10 protein-coding genes are annotated in these 16,106 nt (G+C 73.9%); 2 read left to right on the forward strand and 8 right to left on the reverse strand.

Features of this window, described 5'->3' with window-relative positions; genetic code table 11:
* Nucleotides 1–89: 89 nt before the first annotated feature.
* From ACZ4SV_RS03160 to ACZ4SV_RS03175, 4 genes are all read right to left on the reverse strand, one after another.
* The gene (locus tag ACZ4SV_RS03160; protein ID WP_468000966.1) at nucleotides 90–1,823 is read right to left on the reverse strand and encodes a serine/threonine-protein kinase; all 1,734 of its coding nucleotides are present in this window, start codon (nucleotides 1,821–1,823) and stop codon (nucleotides 90–92) included.
* A gap of 161 nt (nucleotides 1,824–1,984) precedes the next feature.
* Nucleotides 1,985–4,516: a protein kinase gene (locus ACZ4SV_RS03165; RefSeq protein ID WP_468000968.1), complete on the reverse strand. Its 2,532-nt coding sequence runs from the start codon at nucleotides 4,514–4,516 to the stop codon at nucleotides 1,985–1,987.
* Between the two features lie 164 nt (nucleotides 4,517–4,680).
* The gene (locus ACZ4SV_RS03170) at nucleotides 4,681–6,753 is read right to left on the reverse strand and encodes a serine/threonine-protein kinase (protein WP_468000970.1); all 2,073 of its coding nucleotides are present in this window, start codon (nucleotides 6,751–6,753) and stop codon (nucleotides 4,681–4,683) included.
* A 221-nt stretch (nucleotides 6,754–6,974) separates the two neighbouring features.
* The gene (locus tag ACZ4SV_RS03175) at nucleotides 6,975–8,681 is read right to left on the reverse strand and encodes a glycerol-3-phosphate dehydrogenase/oxidase (protein WP_468000972.1); all 1,707 of its coding nucleotides are present in this window, start codon (nucleotides 8,679–8,681) and stop codon (nucleotides 6,975–6,977) included.
* A 282-nt stretch (nucleotides 8,682–8,963) separates the two neighbouring features.
* Between ACZ4SV_RS03175 and ACZ4SV_RS03180 the strand changes: the two genes are divergently transcribed.
* Nucleotides 8,964–10,172 carry a nucleotide sugar dehydrogenase gene (locus ACZ4SV_RS03180; RefSeq protein ID WP_365880838.1) on the forward strand — a complete coding sequence of 403 codons (1,209 nt, stop codon included), beginning with the start codon at nucleotides 8,964–8,966 and terminating at the stop codon, nucleotides 10,170–10,172.
* A gap of 461 nt (nucleotides 10,173–10,633) precedes the next feature.
* On the opposite strand, the gene ACZ4SV_RS03185 is transcribed toward ACZ4SV_RS03180, so the two are convergent.
* The 4 genes from ACZ4SV_RS03185 to ACZ4SV_RS03200 form a co-directional block, all read right to left on the reverse strand.
* The gene (locus tag ACZ4SV_RS03185) at nucleotides 10,634–11,758 is read right to left on the reverse strand and encodes a GuaB3 family IMP dehydrogenase-related protein (RefSeq protein WP_365942249.1); all 1,125 of its coding nucleotides are present in this window, start codon (nucleotides 11,756–11,758) and stop codon (nucleotides 10,634–10,636) included.
* A 137-nt stretch (nucleotides 11,759–11,895) separates the two neighbouring features.
* Nucleotides 11,896–13,404 carry an IMP dehydrogenase gene (gene guaB, locus ACZ4SV_RS03190; protein WP_365881246.1) on the reverse strand — a complete coding sequence of 503 codons (1,509 nt, stop codon included), beginning with the start codon at nucleotides 13,402–13,404 and terminating at the stop codon, nucleotides 11,896–11,898.
* 162 nt (nucleotides 13,405–13,566) lie between these two features.
* On the reverse strand, nucleotides 13,567–14,154 hold the full coding sequence (locus tag ACZ4SV_RS03195) for a sigma-70 family RNA polymerase sigma factor (protein ID WP_365881248.1): 588 nt from the start codon (nucleotides 14,152–14,154) through the stop codon (nucleotides 13,567–13,569).
* Between the two features lie 606 nt (nucleotides 14,155–14,760).
* Entirely contained in the window at nucleotides 14,761–15,372 is a 612-nt protein-coding gene (locus ACZ4SV_RS03200) for a response regulator transcription factor (RefSeq protein ID WP_003948568.1), read from the reverse strand.
* Nucleotides 15,373–15,753: 381 nt separating this feature from the next.
* Between ACZ4SV_RS03200 and ACZ4SV_RS03205 the strand changes: the two genes are divergently transcribed.
* Nucleotides 15,754–16,083 (forward strand): WhiB family transcriptional regulator, encoded by a 330-nt coding sequence (locus ACZ4SV_RS03205; protein WP_365881250.1) that lies wholly within the window; start codon nucleotides 15,754–15,756, stop codon nucleotides 16,081–16,083.
* Nucleotides 16,084–16,106: the final 23 nt, after the last annotated feature.

Here is a 16,106-nt window from a genome sequence, read left to right on the forward strand (position 1 = left end):
TGCCGCAGCGGGCGTCCGCGTCCTCGAAATCCGGTCGTGGGCCGGGCACCGGTCCGTCTCCGGAGTGAGGCGCGGTGTTGCCGGCGCGTTCAGCGCGGCTGCTGCCAGCCCTGGAGGACCGCCCGGAACTGCTTGTCGGTCCGCGCCCAGTCGGCGGCGGGCGACGATATGTAGATCACGTATTCGGTGCCGTCCCGGGATATGTACGTCTGCTCCTCGGCGTGCCGCGGCCCCGGGAAGCGGGTGTCCTTCGGCCTCGCGGTCCAGGTGCACTCCCAGACCGAGCCGCCGAGGTCGCGGTAGACGTTCTTCTCCAGCCGGACCCGCCGGTAGTCGGCCAGCCGTCGCGCGAGCTGCTCGTCCAGGTCGAGCTGGTGCGCGTAGGCGTCCTTGAAGTCCGGCGAGGTGTCGATGGAGATCCGGACGAAGTGCTCGCCGCCGTCGGGCGTGTAGTCGACCTGCCGCAGCGCGCCGGGGACGCCGACGACCTGCCGTGACCAGCCCTTGGGCAGATAGAGGCTGAAGCCCCACTCGTCGTCGTACCGGTGCCAGGAAGCCGGCACCGTGCCGTCGAAGCCGGGCGTGGCGCTGCCGTTCGCGGAGGGCGAGGTCACGTCCTGGCTCGTGGTCCGGCCGGTCCCGTCGGTCTGTTCCAGGCCGTTCCACTCCCGGACGGCCACCGCCGCGCCGGCGCCGAGCACGGCCGCGAGGGCGACGACGAGCGCGAGCACGCGCAGCCGGCGCCGGGGCCGGGGCGGCAGGGGGCCGCCGGGCGGGACGGGCGCCACGGCGGTCACCAACGGGACGGGAGCCGCCGCCGCGGGCAGGGCGGCACCGGTCGGATATCCGGCCTGGCCGTGGCCCAAGTGGCCCTGACCCGCGTGGCCCTGGGTCGAGTAACCCTGGCCCGGGTGGCCCTGGCCCGGGTGGCCTTGACCCCGGTGTTCCGGGCCGTGGGCGGGCGCGCCCCCGCCCTGGGTCGGCACGAACGCCTGCGCGGTGCGCGGCCGGCGGCCCTCGGCCACCTCGGCGAGCATCTGCTCCGCCTCGTCCGTGCCCGGCCGCCGGGCCGGGTCCTTGCGCAGCAGGGCGGCGATGACCGGGCCGAGCGGGCCGGCGTGGCCCGGCTCGCCCGTGTCCTCCTCGACGATCGCCTGCATGGTGCTCAGCGGCGAGGTCCGCCGGAACGGCGAGCGCCCCTCGACCGCGGTGTACAGCGTGGCGCCGAGCGCCCACAGGTCGGAGGCCGGGCCGGGGTCGTGGCCGCGCACCCGCTCGGGGGCCAGGTAGTCGACGGAGCCGACGACCTCGCCGGTGCGGGTGATGGTGGAGTCGCCCTCGATCTGGGCGATGCCGAAGTCGGTGAGCAGCACCCGGCGGTCCGCGCCGAGCAGCACGTTGCCGGGCTTGACGTCCCGGTGCAGCACGCCGGCGGTGTGCGCGGCGCGCAGCGCCCGCAGCACCCACAGCCCGATCCGGGCGGCCTCCGCCGGTTCGACGCGGCCCCGCTCCTTGACCAGGTCGGCCAGCGAGCCGCCCTCGACCAGCTCCATCACGATCCACGGGCGGCCGTCGTGTTCGAGGACGTCGTGCACGGTGACGACGGCGGAGTGGTTGATGCGCGCGGCGGCCCGCGCCTCGGCGCGGGTGCGGGCGAGCAGCACCGTCTGGTCGCTGCCGGTGGCGTAGAGCGCGGCGGTCAGCTCCTTGACGGCGACCATCCGGTGCAGCACTTCGTCGTGGGCGCGCCACACCCGGCCCATGCCGCCGCTGCCGATGGAGTCGGCGAGCCGGTAGCGGCCCGCTATGAGCAGGCCCTGCATCTGATTCACGTTGCCCCGCAATGCTTTTGACAGCCTCAGACTAAGGACCGCCCCGCACCCAGGGAACCGGCGGGGTACATCGGGAACCGCACTGTGACGATGGTCATTTCGGCACGGGAGCGGGAACCGGACGGCCGTGCCCGGCCCCGGTGCGCACGGTTTCAGCCGGTGTAGCGGTACGTCGCGGCCGCCTGCTCGTACAACCGGGTCACCTCGTCCCGCTCGGCCTCGGGACCGCGCACCTGGACGATGTGGTAGCGGCCGTCGAGCAGCAGCGCCATGTTGCGCACGAACCGGTCCCGGCCCTGCCCGTCGGTCCAGGTGAACTGGCCCTCCGCCCAGGTCCGTTCGCCCACCGTCGTGGTCCGCAGACCGGTGGCCGTGGCCCAGCTCGTGTCCCGGTACGGCTGGAGTTCGTGCTCCTTGTCCCGCTGGTAGGCCATCGGGTCGCTGCCGTAGGCGGACGCGCCGTCCCGGCCGGGGACGACGATCAGCTCGAAGTCCCCGTGCGCGTAGACCACTTGGCCGCTGCCGTTCTTCGGGGTGCGGTCCCAGCCCTGGGCGACGGCGATCCGGAAGCCGTCCGGGTCCGTGCGCACGGTGAACCCGTCGGGTACGGACGGGTCGTCGCCGGTCGCCGTCCCGGTGGCGGGCACGGAGGCCGGGGCGCCGCCGTCCGGCACGCTCTGCCCGGTGGCGGGCTGCCGGGTGTGCGCAGGCGCGGGCTCCCCGGCGCCGCCGGTGCGCCGGGCCTCGCCGCCCTGCTCCTTCGGCAGGAAGAGCATGGCGTACGCGACCGCGCCGGCCAGCAGCAGGAGGATCAGCACCAGCAGGGTCCGGCCGAGGCCGCGCGGCGAACGGGCTTCCTCCCGGCCGCGCTTGTGCCGGCCGTGCGCGGACACGGCGGGCGGCCGGGCGCGGCGCCGGCGCACCAGCTCGCCGCGGCGCCGTACGATCGGCAGCCGCCTGGGGTCGGCGGGCGGCACCGGCACGACACGCGTGCCGGCGTCCGGTTCCGGCGCCGAGCGCACCAGGGACCGCAGCCAGCCGCTCAGTTCCTCGACGTCCGGCCGCTCGGTGGGGTCCTGGCGCAGCAGCGACTCCACGACCGGCCGCAGCGGGCCGCACTCCTCGGCGAAGGCGGGCGGCTCGGCGCACACCAGTTGCACCAGCTCGGCCGTCGACTCCTCCGGGTACGGCGCGTGCCCCTGCACGGCGCGGAACAGCAGCGCACCCAGCGCCCACAGGTCGGTGGCGGGGCCGATCGGCGCCGCCAGCTGCCAGTTCTCGTGCACGGGTCCGGCCTGCTCGGGCGCCCATCGCTCGGTCACCGGCCCCACCACGGTCATCCGCACCTGCCGCGCCCGCTCGGCGGCGAGCGCGCTGCCGGGTCCGCGGCGCGCGGCGCCGGGAGCGTCCCAGCCGGCGGAGGGCCGCGCGGGCGGGGCGGGTGCCCCGGCGGGGTGGCCGGGGCCGGCCGGGCGGACCGCGCCGGCGGGCGGCCGCGGTGCGCCGTACTCCCGGTCGTGCGCCGGGGGCGGACCCGGCCGCCGGGCGCCGGTGTCCAGGGCGGGGAACGGGCCGGCGTCCGGGAGCGGACCGCCGGCCCCCTGGCGGGAGGCCGTGCCGTGCCAGGGGTTGCCGAGCCCGGCGTGGGGACCGGCTATGCCGCCGGGCGGCACCGGGCCGCCCGGGTCCGCGGGGTACGACGGCTCTGCCGCGCCCTCGGTCCGGCCGGCGCCGGTGTCGTCGCCGGCCTGCGGCAGGGCGGGGCGCGGGGTCTGCCGGGTCTCCTGCACCCGGGCGGCGGCCCGGGCACCCGCGCGGTAGGCGGCGATGGCACCGGCCCGGGCCGCCCGGACGTCCGCGCCGCTGCCCAGCGCAGGCTGCCCCGCCGGGCCGGGCTCGCCGTTCGTGCCCGGCACCGGCAGCGCGCCGGCCGCCCGCGCCTGGATGGCGGCCCGTCGCGCGGCCTCGGGGTCGGGGTCGAGGTACGGCCCGCCGGCGTCCGGGGGGCCGTCCGCACCGGACGTCTCCTCCGCGTCCCCGGCCACGTCCTCGGCCGGGCCGTCCGGAGCCGGTACGGGGTCGTACCCGCACAGCGCCTCCTCCGCCGCGCCGACCGCGAGACCGGTCAGCATCACCCGGCCGTCGTCGCAGACCAGGACCGTGCGCAGGGTGACGTTGCGGTGCACCCAGCCGTGGGCGTGCAGCACCCGCAGCGCCATCAGCACGTCGGAGGCGACCTCGGCCGCCCGGTACGGCGACAGCGGCTCGCCGGTGAGCAGGGCGGCCAGCGGACGCGCGGCCACCAGTTCGCTGACGATCCACAGCGACCCGCCCTCGGCGAACACGTCGAAGACCTGGTCCAGACGCGGATGGTCGGGGACGCCGGCCGCCGCCTGCGCGGCCTCCACGGCGCGCCGCACCACCGGGTCGGCGGGCTGCCGGGTGGCGGCCCTGGCCTGCGGCGCCCGGCGGACGGTGCGCTCCCGCGCGGTGAACCCGTCGGGCAGCCCCTCGGCGTCGAGCACCTCCGCCTCGACGACCTCGGGCAGCGGCACCTGCCGGATGAGGACTTCCTGGCCGCTGTAGGTGTCGAAGGCGCGGGTCTCGGTGAGTTCGTAGGCGTCGGCCGGCGGCAGCGGCAGGCGGTAGCGGTCGGCGAGCACCCGGCCCGCGTAGTCGTCCACTGTGCCTCCCCCGGCCGCCCGGTTCGTCGCATCCGCTCGTCTCACGGACCCGTCTCGCACACGCATGCGGCTGCGTAGGGTCCGCGACCCTTCACGATACGTGCCAGAGGCAACCCGCACGGAGAGGATGACGGATTATCACGCACCAAAGCGGCGCGGGACGATTACGACTTGGGGCCGAAGGACTTCGTCAGCGTCTTCCATGTGTCCTTGCGCAGGTCGCCGTGCCAGTCGGCGGCCCGGGCGGTGTACATCAGCGCGTAACCGAGGTGGTCGTCGACCACGAAACCCCGGTCGATCGTGCGGTATCCGGTGCCGCCCTCGGTGTAGGTGAACTCCCAGTCGGCGGTGTTCCAGCCGCGGTAGCCCACCTTCTCGATGCGGATCCGGTGGTACTGGGAGCGCACCATGTACCGCTCCTGGTTCTTCCAGTCCGCCACCGGGTCGCCCTTGGGCGTGCCGGTCCAGGCGACGAGCAGCTTCTGCCCGCGGGGCCCGGTGTAGCGGTCGCCGGCGCTGCCGTTGGTCCGGTACTTCCAGCCCGCGGGCAGCCCGATCGAGTAGCCCTGGCCGCCCTTGCGGGTGGTCACGGCCGGTGCGCTGCCGCCGCCCTTCGCTTCGGCGGAACCGGACGCACCGGAACCGTCGGAGCCGTCGGAGCCGTCGGAGTCGTCGGCCGGCCGGCTCGCGCCGGTGTCCGCCGTGGGACCGGTGGCCGTGGCCGCCGTGCTCGCGCCGTCCGTGTGCGTCCCGGTGTCCTTGCCGCCGTCCGTGCTCGTGTCCGGCCGGGCGGAGGCGCCGGCACCGGCCTTGGCCCCGCTGCTCTGGCCGTCCGTGCCGTCGTCGCCGCTGAAGGCGATGGCCAGCACGGTCCCGAGCACCGCGAGCACGACCACCGCGACGATGACCACCAGCGTGCGCTTGGGCACCACATCGGTCAGCGGCGCCCTCGGCACCGCGCGCGGCGGCAGGTCCAGGTCCGGCGGCGGCACCACGGGCCAGCCGGAACCCGACGTGCCCGCGGCGGCCTTCGTCCCGGCGGCGGCGCCCGCCGCCGGGCTCGCCGGCCAGCCGGCGGAACCGGCACCCGGCCCGCCCACGGCGCCCGGCCGCGTCCCGGCACCGGCGCCGGGACCGCCGGGGACCGTGCCCCCGGCTCCCGCGGGGCCGGCCGCACCGGGCGCGGCCGGCTCGCCGCCGGTCCGCCCACGGGCCGCCGCCGCGCCGCCGGCGGCGCCGGCCGCCTTGCGCACCGAGCGCAGCGCGCCGCGCAGCTTCTCCCCGGCCTCCTCGCCCCGCCGGCCCCCGGCGGGCCCGCCGGGCTGGACCGGCAGCGGGACCACCCGTGTGGCGTCCATCGGCTGCGGCTCGGGCGCGTGGATCACCGCGTTGAGCATCGCCCGGGCCCCGGCGTCGTCGAGCCGCTTGGCCGGGTCCTTGTTCAGCAGGCCGTAGATGACGTCCCGCAGCGGGCCCGCGTTCTTCGGTTCGTCCAGGGACTCGGTCATCACCGCGGTGAGCGTGGCGATCGCCGAACCCTTGTCGTACGGCGGGGTGCCCTCGACCGCCGCGTACAGCAGACCGCCGAGGGACCACAGGTCGGCCGCCGGGCCGGGCTTGTGACCGCGGGCGCGCTCCGGGGAGATGTAGGAGGGGGCGCCGACGAGCATGCCGGTGGAGGTGATGGACGGGTCGCCCTCGACCTGCGCGATGCCGAAGTCGGTGAGCACGACCCGGCCGTCCTCGGCGATGAGCACGTTGGACGGCTTCACGTCCCGGTGCAGGATGCCCTCCCGGTGCGCGGAGCGCAGCACGTCCAGGATGGCGAGCCCCACCTCGGCGGCGCGCTTCGGGTCCAGCACGCCGTCCTCGCGGATGACCTCGGCCAGGGACTTGCCCTCGACCAGTTCCATCACGATCCAGGGCCGGTCGTCCTCGTCGACCACGTCGAAGACCGTGACCGCGCTGTTGTTGCGGATCCGGGCGATCGCCTTGGCCTCGCGCAGGGTGCGCGTGATCAGGCGCCGCTTCTCCTCCTCGTCGATGTTCGACGGGAACCGCAGTTCCTTGACGGCGACCGTCCGGCCGAGGGTCTCGTCCTCGGCGCGCCAGACCGTGCCCATGCCGCCCCGGCCCAGCACGTCTCCCAGCCGGTACCGCCCGGCGAGGAGACGCCGCTCGCTCTTGTCCTGACGAGTCTCCTGACGAGATGAACCCGCCCGCTCCGCCTCCGACATGCGTCCCCTCATACAACCCGCCCTGACAGAGCCTCCATTGTCTCTCACCCGACAAGTGCCCGACGCCCAGGGTGCCCGTGGCCGGGCCCCGCCCCGTCCGCTGCGGGAGCCGCCGTGAAGCGGGCGTTCCGTCTGTCACCCCCGCCACAGTGCTCGGGGCACCGCGCGGCTGACCCCGTTTCAGGCGCGCGGTGCCGCGGCGGCCGGGTTCGGCGGTGCCCTCAGAGCGGCACGATGTCCGGCGCGCCCAGCCTGGCCGCGTCCGCCGTCTGGTCGTCCGGCTGGCGCTGGGACTCGCGCTCGGCCTCCACCCGCTTCTCGTAGTGCGCGACCTCGCGCTCGACCTGGCCGGCGTCCCAGCCGAGCACCGGTGCCATCAGCTCGGCCGCCTCCCGGGCGCTGCGGGTGCCCCGGTCGAAGGTCTCGATGGAGATGCGGGTGCGCCGGGTCAGGACATCCTCCAGGTGCCGGGCGCCCTCGTGCGAGGCGGCGTACACCACCTCGGCGCGCAGGTAGTCGTCGGCAGCGTGCAGCGGCTCGCCGAGCGCGGGGTCGGCGGCGACGAGGTCCAGCACCTCCTCGGCCAGCGAGCCGTACCGGTTCAGCAGGTGCTCCACGCGGACCACGTGCAGTCCGGTGCGGGCGGCGATCCGCGCCCGCGCGTTCCACAGCGCCTGGTAGCCCTCCGCGCCGATCAGCGGGGTCTCCTCCGTGACGCAGTCCGCGACCCGCATGTCGAGGCCGTGCACGGCCTCGTCGACGGCGTCCTTGGCCATCACCCGGTAAGTGGTGTACTTGCCGCCCGCCACGACCACCAGTCCGGGCGCCGGATGGGCGACCGTGTGCTCACGGGACAGCTTGCTGGTGGCGTCGGACTCGCCGGCCAGCAGCGGGCGCAGCCCGGCGTACACCCCCTCCACGTCGTCGCGGCCGAGCGGCACGGCCAGGACCGAGTTGACGTGTTCCAGCAGGTAGTCGATGTCGGCGCTGGAGGCGGCCGGGTGCGCCTTGTCCAGGTCCCAGTCGGTGTCGGTGGTGCCGATGATCCAGTGCCGGCCCCAGGGGATGACGAACAGGACGGACTTCTCGGTGCGCAGGATCAGGCCGGTGGTGGAGTGGACGCGGTCCTTGGGCACGACCAGGTGGATGCCCTTGGAGGCGCGGACGTGGAACTGGCCGCGCTCGCCCACCATGGCCTGGGTGTCGTCGGTCCACACGCCGGTGGCGTTGACGACCTGCTTGGCGCGGATCTCGTACTCCCCGCCGCCCTCCACGTCCTGCACCCGGGCGCCGACGACCCGCTCGCCCTCGCGCAGGAACCCGGTCACGCGCGCGCCGTTGGCCACCTTCGCGCCGTACGACGCCGCCGTGCGCACCAGGGTGACCACGAAGCGGGCGTCGTCCATCTGCGCGTCGTAGTACTGGAGGGCGCCGACCAGGGCGTCCTTCTTCAGGCAGGGCGCCACGCGCAGGGCGTGACGGCGGCTCAGGTGGCGGTGCACGGGCAGGCCCCGGCCGTGGCCGCGGGCCATCGACATCGCGTCGTACAGCGCGACGCCCGAGCCCGCGTACAGCCGCTCCCAGCCCTTGTGCTGGAGGGGATAGAGGAACGGCACCGGTTTGACCAGGTGCGGGGCGAGGCGCTCCAGCAGCAGCCCGCGCTCCTTGAGGGCCTCGCGGACCAGGGCGAAGTCGAGCATCTCCAGATAGCGCAGGCCGCCGTGGATGAGTTTGCTGGACCGGCTGGAGGTGCCGGACGCCCAGTCGCGGGCCTCGACCAGGCCGGTCGACAGGCCGCGGGTGACCGCGTCCAGCGCGGTGCCGGCCCCGACCACCCCGCCGCCGACCACCAGCACGTCCAGTTCGCGTTCCGCCATGGCCGCCAGTGCCTCGGCGCGCTGCGCCGGTCCCAGAGTCGCTGTCCTCACCGCTGCCTCCCGCTGTCGCACCCTCGCTCGCGTCGGCCGCACCCGGTGGGCGTAGCCCGGTTCATCCCCTCCTCATGCCCAAATTCTGACCGGGTTGCCCGGCTTCAGCCACCACGGGCTCCCGGCCTGTGGACAACTCGCGCACAAGCCTGGGAAGACACACGAACACAATCACACATAGCGGTCATATGTGTACCTAGTCTGACAGTGCACTCGCTCTTGCTGTCCACAGCGGTTGCGTACCTGTCCCGCATCGGTTACTGGGAAGGACGGCTTCACGCCATGCCCGCAGACCTCGCCGTCATCGGACTCGGTCCCTACGGCTCGCCGCTCGCCCAGGCCGCCGTCGCCGCCGGCATCTCCACCCTCGGCTACGCCACCGGCCCCGAGGCGGGGCCGCTCAGCCCCGCCGAGCTGCGCCGGATGCACTCCGCCGGCTTCCGTCCCGTCACCGACCCGGCCCAGCTCGGCCGGGTGCGCACCGCGGTGATCTGCGCGCCCACCCCGCGCGGCACCGACGGCGGGTTCGACCTCGGCCAGGTCGAGACGGCCGCCCGCGCCCTGGCGGCGCGGCTGCGCGCACACACCACGGTCATCCTGGAGTCGCCGGTGCTGCCGGGGACGACGGACACGTTCCTGCGCCCGCTGCTGGAGGAGGGCTCCGGGCTGCGCGCCGGCCGCGACTTCCACCTCGCCTACTCCCCCAGCCGGGTCGACCCCGGCGGCCGCGGCCACCCGCCGGCCGGCACGCCGAAGGTCATCGGCGGCCTCACGCCCGCCTGCACCGAGTCCGCCGCCGCGTTCTACGCCCGGCTCACCGACAAGGTGGTCCGCGCACGCGGCCTGCGCGAGGCGGAGACCGTGCAACTGCTGGAGACCAACTACCGGCACGTGAACATCGCGCTGGTCAACGAGATGGCCGTCCTCTGCCACGAGCTGGGCGTGGACCTGTGGGACGTCATCCGCTGCGCGGAGACCAGGCCCTTCGGCTTCCAGGCGTTCCGGCCCGGCCCCGGCGTCGGCGGGCACGGCGTCCCGCAGGACCTGACCGGGCACGCGACCCGCACCCTGCGCATGGTCGAGCTGGCCCAGCAGGTCAACAGCCGGATGCCCCGGTACGTCGTCCAGCGCGCGGCCACGCTGCTGAACGAGCACGGCAAGTCCGCGCGCGGAGCCCGGATCCTGCTGCTCGGCGTCACCTACAAGGCGGATCGCGCCGATCTCCAGGGCACGCCCGCCCAGGAGGTCGCCGTCCGGCTGATGCAGTTCGGCGCGTCCGTGAGCTACCACGACCCGTACGTGCCCGCCTGGAACGTCCTGGACCGGCCCGTGCCGCGCGCGGACTCCCTGTACGAGGCCGCCGCCGACGCCGACCTCACGATCCTGCTCCAGCAGCACCGGACGTACGACTTGCAGGCCCTGTCGGTGAAGGCCCAACTGCTGCTGGACACCCGGGGCGCCACCCCGACGGGGGCGGCGCACCGGTTGTGACGGGGGGCGCGCGGGAGTGCGGGGGCCGCGAGGCGGTGGCACGAGAGGCCCGGCGCCGGTACGTTGGAATCAGGTGGAGCCCACCGCAGCGGGCACTGCGGCAGGCTCCTGGCCGGTTTCCGGGTGTCCGTCCCTAGTCTCTATAGGGACGGCCGCTCACCGGCCGTGGATCCGCAAGATCCACCTCCTCCGGAATTTCACCAGCCGAAGCCGAATGAGATCCCAGCGGTCGGGCTTGCGGTGACGGCCCATTGGCGCGCCCCCTTCCACGTTGCCGCCCAGTGGCCCCGGTAGACGGTCCGTTGGAGTTCGGGCCGGGCCCCGAGGGCGGGGTCCGGTCCGTGTCCTTGGAAGGGGGCGGCCCAGAGAGCTCCCCCCGCGGCGCCGGTCGCGGGCATGCGGAAGGCCGGCCGCCCGTGTGGGGCGGCCGGCCTTCCGGGTGCCGTGGGTGCCGGCGGCGGTCAGCGTCGGTGCTGGCTGTCCGCCACCGTGACCTCGACCCGCTGGAACTCCTTCAGCTCGCTGTAGCCGGTGGTGGCCATGGCGCGGCGCAGGGCGCCGAAGAAGTTCATCGAGCCGTCCGGGGTGCGGGACGGGCCGGTGAGGATCTCCTCGATCGTGCCGACCGTGCCCAGGTCGACCTTCTTGCCGCGGGGCAGCTCCTCGTTGACCGCCTCCATGCCCCAGTGGTGGCCCTTGCCGGGCGCGTCCGTGGCACGGGCCAGCGGGGAACCCATCATCACCGCGTCGGCACCGCAGGCGATCGCCTTGGCCAGGTCGCCGGACCAGCCGACACCGCCGTCCGCGATCACGTGCACGTACCGGCCGCCGGACTCGTCCATGTAGTCCCGGCGGGCCGCGGCCACGTCGGCGACGGCCGTGGCCATCGGGACCTGGATGCCGAGGACGTTGCGCGTGGTGTGCGCGGCGCCGCCGCCGAAGCCGACCAGGACGCCCGCGGCACCCGTGCGCATCAGGTGCAGCGCCGCCGTGTAGGTGGCGCAGCCGCCGACGATCACCGGGACGTCCAGCTCGTAGATGAACTGCTTCAGGTTCAGCGGCTCGTGCGAGGACGACACGTGCTCCGCCGAGACCGTCGTGCCCCGGATGACGAAGAGGTCCACGCCCGCGTCCACGACCGCCTTGGAGAACTGGGCGGTGCGCTGCGGGGAGAGCGCGGCGGCCGTGACCACGCCGGAGTCACGCACCTCCTTGAGGCGGGCGCCGATCAGCTCCTCCTTGATCGGCGCCGCGTAGATCTCCTGGAGGCGGCGGGTCGCCTGCTCGGCGGGCAGCCCGGCGATCTCGTCCAGCAGCGGCTGCGGGTCCTCGTGGCGCGTCCACAGGCCCTCCAGGTTCAGCACGCCGAGGCCGCCCAGCTCCCCGATGCGGATCGCGGTGGCCGGGGAGACCACCGAGTCCATGGGAGCGGCCAGGAACGGCAGCTCGAAGCGGTAGGCGTCGATCTGCCAGGCGATCGAGACCTCCTTCGGGTCCCGCGTACGGCGGCTGGGGACGACGGCGATGTCGTCGAAGGCGTACGCCCTGCGCCCGCGCTTGCCGCGCCCGATCTCGATCTCAGTCACGTCTTGGCCTTTCCCTGATGCGTTGCAGCGTCTTCCAGTATCGCCGACGGCTGCGACAGCGGACCTCCTCAGGCACGACGAGGGCGGCCCCGGATGCTCCGGGACCGCCCTCTGGGCACCTCAGGCGTGCGCGTGCGTCACTTCTTGCCGCTGTAGTTCGGCGCCTCGACCGTCATCTGGATGTCGTGCGGGTGGCTCTCCTTCAGGCCCGCCGAGGTGATCCGCACGAACCGGCCGCCCTCCTGCAGCTCGGGCACGGTCCTGCCGCCGACGTAGAACATCGACTGGCGCAGACCGCCGACGAGCTGGTGGACGACCGAGGACAGCGGGCCGCGGTAGGGCACCTGGCCCTCGATGCCCTCGGGGATCAGCTGCTCGTCGGAGGCGACGCCCTCCTGGAAGTAGCGGTCCTTGGAGAAGGACCTGCGGTCGCCACGGGTCTGCATGGCGCCGAGCGAGCCCATGCCGCGGTAGGACTTGAACTGCTTGCCGTTGATGAACAGCAGCTCGCCCGGGGACTCCTCGCAGCCCGCGAGCAGCGAGCCGAGCATCACCGTGTCGGCGCCCGCGACCAGGGCCTTGGCGATGTCGCCCGAGTACTGCAGACCGCCGTCGCCGATCACCGGGACACCGGCGGCCTTGGCGGCGAGCGCGGCCTCGTAGATCGCGGTGACCTGCGGGACGCCGACGCCGGCGACCACGCGGGTCGTACAGATGGAGCCCGGTCCGACACCGACCTTGATGCCGTCGGCGCCCGCGTCGACCAGGGCCTGGGCGCCGTCGCGCGTCGCCACGTTGCCACCGATGACGTCGACGCCGCCGGAGTTCGACTTGATCTTGGCGATCATGTCGCCGACCAGCCGGGAGTGGCCGTGCGCGGTGTCCACGACGATGAAGTCGACACCGGCCTCGATCAGGGCCTGGGCGCGCTCGAAGGCGTCACCGGCCACACCGACCGCGGCGCCGACCAGCAGGCGGCCCTCGGCGTCCTTGGCGGCGTTCGGGTACTTCTCCGCCTTGACGAAGTCCTTGACCGTGATCAGGCCCTTGAGGACGCCCTCGTCGTCGACCAGCGGCAGCTTCTCGATCTTGTGCTTGCGCAGCAGCTCCATGGCCTCCGGGCCGGAGATGCCGACCTTGCCGGTGACCAGCGGCATCGGCGTCATGACCTCGTGCACGCGGCGGCCGCGGTCGCTCTCGAAGGCCATGTCACGGTTGGTGACGATGCCGAGGAGCTTCTTGTCGCCGTCGGTCACCGGGACGCCGCTGATGCGGAACTTGGCACACAGCGCGTCGGCCTCGGCGAGCGTGGCCTCCGGGTGGATGGTGATCGGGTCGGTGACCATGCCGGACTCGGACCGCTTCACCAGGTCGACCTGGTTGGCCTGGTCCTCGATGGAGAGGTTGCGGTGCAGGACGCCGACACCGCCCTGGCGGGCCATCGCGATCGCCATGCGGGACTCGGTCACCTTGTCCATGGCGGCGGACAGCAGCGGGATGTTGACCCGCACGTTCTTGGAGACGTACGAGGCGGTGTCGATCTCGTCGGGTGCCATGTCCGACGGGCCCGGCAGCAGCAGCACGTCGTCGTAGGTCAGCCCGAGTGTCGCGAATTTACCGGGCACTCCGTCGACGTTGGCAGTCATGACACCTTCCCCAAATGGCCTTGATCGGTGCGGATGTCCATGCTAACGGGAAGTGTCGCTAGCAAATTCCACGGTACGGGGTCGCTTCAGGCTTCGTATGTTCGTACGGACACGGGAACGCGCCCGTTCAAGGGGCGGGCGGTGGGGCCGTCCCGCCCGGTGTTACTGCTCGGCGAGCGCCCGGAGACGGCTCAGCGCCCGGTGCTGGGCCACGCGGACCGCGCCGGGTGACATTCCCAACATCTGCCCGGTCTCCTCCGCGGTCAAGCCCACGGCGATGCGCAGCAGGAGCAGCTCGCGCTGGTTCTCCGGGAGGTTGGCCAGCAGTTTCTTGGCCCACTCGGCGTCGCTGCTGAGCAGGGCGCGCTCCTCCGGGCCGAGGGAGTCGTCGGGCCGCTCCGGCATCTCGTCGGAGGGCACCGCCGTCGATCCGGGATGGCGCATCGCGGCGCGCTGCAGGTCGGCGACCTTGTGGGAGGCGATGGCGAAGACGAACGCCTCGAAGGGCCGGCCGGTGTCGCGGTAGCGGGGCAGGGCGAGCAGCACCGCCACGCAGACCTCCTGGGCGAGGTCCTCCACGAAGTGGCGCGCGTCGCCGGGCAGCCGGGACAGCCGGGTGCGGCAGTAGCGCAGCGCCAGCGGGTGGACCCGGGCGAGCAGATCGTGCGTGGCCTGCTCGTCCCCGTCGACGGCACGATGCACGAGCGCACCGATCCCGCCGTGGGCCGTGCCCGCCTCGTCGTCGCGCATCGGTCCATGGTGCCCTGCGGCCGTCCGGTCCGTCGCATCGCGCCCGTGGTTGTGCACCGAAGCGTTATGAGCAGGTGCGCCGGCACTCATCCCCTGCGCCCTCCCCTTCCGCTCGACCGACTCGTCCCCGAGAGACTCCACATCACCAAGGATGCGGCATCCGCGCCGAAACGAGCAGCGCGCGTCCGGCGGGCCGCCTTGCGCACGCCCTGTGGGGCCGTGCCGGACCCCTCTCGTGCCGTGGTGCCCCGCGGACCACCACGGGGTCACGGCGCGCTGTCCGGGCGTACGGCGGACCGGGCGGCCGTCCGGAGCGTACGGCACCGCCGTCCCGCCCGCGGGAGTCCGCCGCGCTCGCGCGCTCGGGCCGCGCGGGAGCCGTGCGGCGGCCGCACGGGCCCGGCACGGCGCCAAGGCAGCCCGTCGGCGTCGGCGCGGCCGCACGCGCCCGCCGGGATAGCACCCGGCCTGGGCTCACCGGGACACCCCGGCGGCCGGGCCGGAGCGCGCCCGCTCCCCGGTGGGCTCCGGCGGGCTCCCGCCGTCCCGTCGGCCGGCCCGGCCGACGCCGCGCGCGGGACGGGACCGCAAGCCCGGCCGGACCGGTCAGCGGACCAGTCCCCAGCGGAAGCCGAGGGCCACCGCGTGGGCCCGGTCCGAGGCGCCCAGCTTCTTGAACAGGCGGCGCGCGTGCGTCTTGACGGTGTCCTCGGAGAGGAACAGCTCACGGCCGATCTCGGCGTTCGAGCGGCCGTGGCTCATGCCCTCCAGCACCTGGATCTCCCGCGCGGTGAGCGTGGGCGCGGCGCCCATCTCGGCCGAGCGCAGCCGGCGCGGGGCCAGCCGCCAGGTCGGGTCGGCGAGCGCCTGCGTCACCGTGGCCCGCAGCTCCGCGCGCGAGGCGTCCTTGTGCAGATAGCCGCGCGCGCCGGCGGCGACCGCGAGGGCCACTCCGTCCAGGTCCTCGGCGACGGTGAGCATGATGATCCGCGCGCCCGGGTCGGCGGAGAGCAGCCGGCGCACGGTTTCCACGCCGCCCAGGCCGGGCATGCGCACGTCCATCAGAATGAGGTCGGAGCGGTCGGCGCCCCAGCGGCGGAGGACTTCCTCGCCGTTGGCCGCCGTCGTCACACGCTCGACACCGGGCACGGTCGCGACCGCGCGGCGGAGCGCTTCTCGGGCAAGCGGGGAGTCGTCGCAGACGAGGACGGATGTCATGACCGCCCTCCGCAGCTGATGCGCGTCACCTTGAGCCTCCAGGCTGGTACGGAATCGTCACCTGTGCGGTCGACCGTCTCGGACGCCTGCCCGAGCGCTTCTGTCTTCAACCGCCTCCGCACTCTCAACGACGGTCACTCGAAAGAGTTACGGGCCCGCGTGCCGTCTTCGGCACTCTATGTGAGCGCACCGACACGGTGCAGACATGCTCAACGGACTCTCAACTTTTCATCACAACCTATGCCCCATTCGGCCCCTTTTCTTCCCGTTTCGTAGTGTCCGGGGCTAGATTCGCAATGAGTCATATTTTCATCTCCTTAGACCGGAGACGTACGGTCGTCGGCACCGTACCCGCCCAGATCGGCGACAAGGGGTCACGTAATGGCAGATTTCTCCCGCCTTCCCGGACCGAACGCGGACCTGTGGGACTGGCAGCTGCTGGCTGCCTGCCGCGGCGTGGACAGCTCGCTCTTCTTCCACCCGGAGGGCGAGCGCGGGGCGGCTCGGAGCGCTCGCGAGAACTCGGCCAAAGAGGTCTGCATGAGGTGCCCGGTCCGTGCGGAGTGCGCGGCGCACGCGCTGGCCGTGCGCGAACCGTACGGCGTCTGGGGCGGCCTGACCGAGGACGAGCGCGAGGAGCTGATGGGGCGGGCACGCAACCGCCTGGTGGTCGCCTCCACCACCAGCGGGGAGACCGCCCAGGATCACTGAAGGAACGTTTCTGCACTCACGGA

The sequence above is a fragment of the Streptomyces sp. NPDC027672 genome (assembly GCF_055566335.1).

Excerpts from the sequence above, each read along its gene's own strand:
- ACZ4SV_RS03160 (WP_468000966.1), bottom strand. The coding sequence starts at position 1,823 with ATGCAGGGCCTGCTCATAGCGGGCCGCTACCGGCTCGCCGACTCCATC.
- ACZ4SV_RS03170 (WP_468000970.1), bottom strand. The coding sequence starts at position 6,753 with ATGTCGGAGGCGGAGCGGGCGGGTTCATCTCGTCAGGAGACTCGTCAG.
- ACZ4SV_RS03180 (WP_365880838.1), top strand. The coding sequence starts at position 8,964 with ATGCCCGCAGACCTCGCCGTCATCGGACTCGGTCCCTACGGCTCGCCG.
- guaB (WP_365881246.1), bottom strand. The coding sequence starts at position 13,404 with ATGACTGCCAACGTCGACGGAGTGCCCGGTAAATTCGCGACACTCGGG.
- ACZ4SV_RS03195 (WP_365881248.1), bottom strand. The coding sequence starts at position 14,154 with ATGCGCGACGACGAGGCGGGCACGGCCCACGGCGGGATCGGTGCGCTC.
- ACZ4SV_RS03200 (WP_003948568.1), bottom strand. The coding sequence starts at position 15,372 with ATGACATCCGTCCTCGTCTGCGACGACTCCCCGCTTGCCCGAGAAGCG.
- ACZ4SV_RS03205 (WP_365881250.1), top strand. The coding sequence starts at position 15,754 with ATGGCAGATTTCTCCCGCCTTCCCGGACCGAACGCGGACCTGTGGGAC.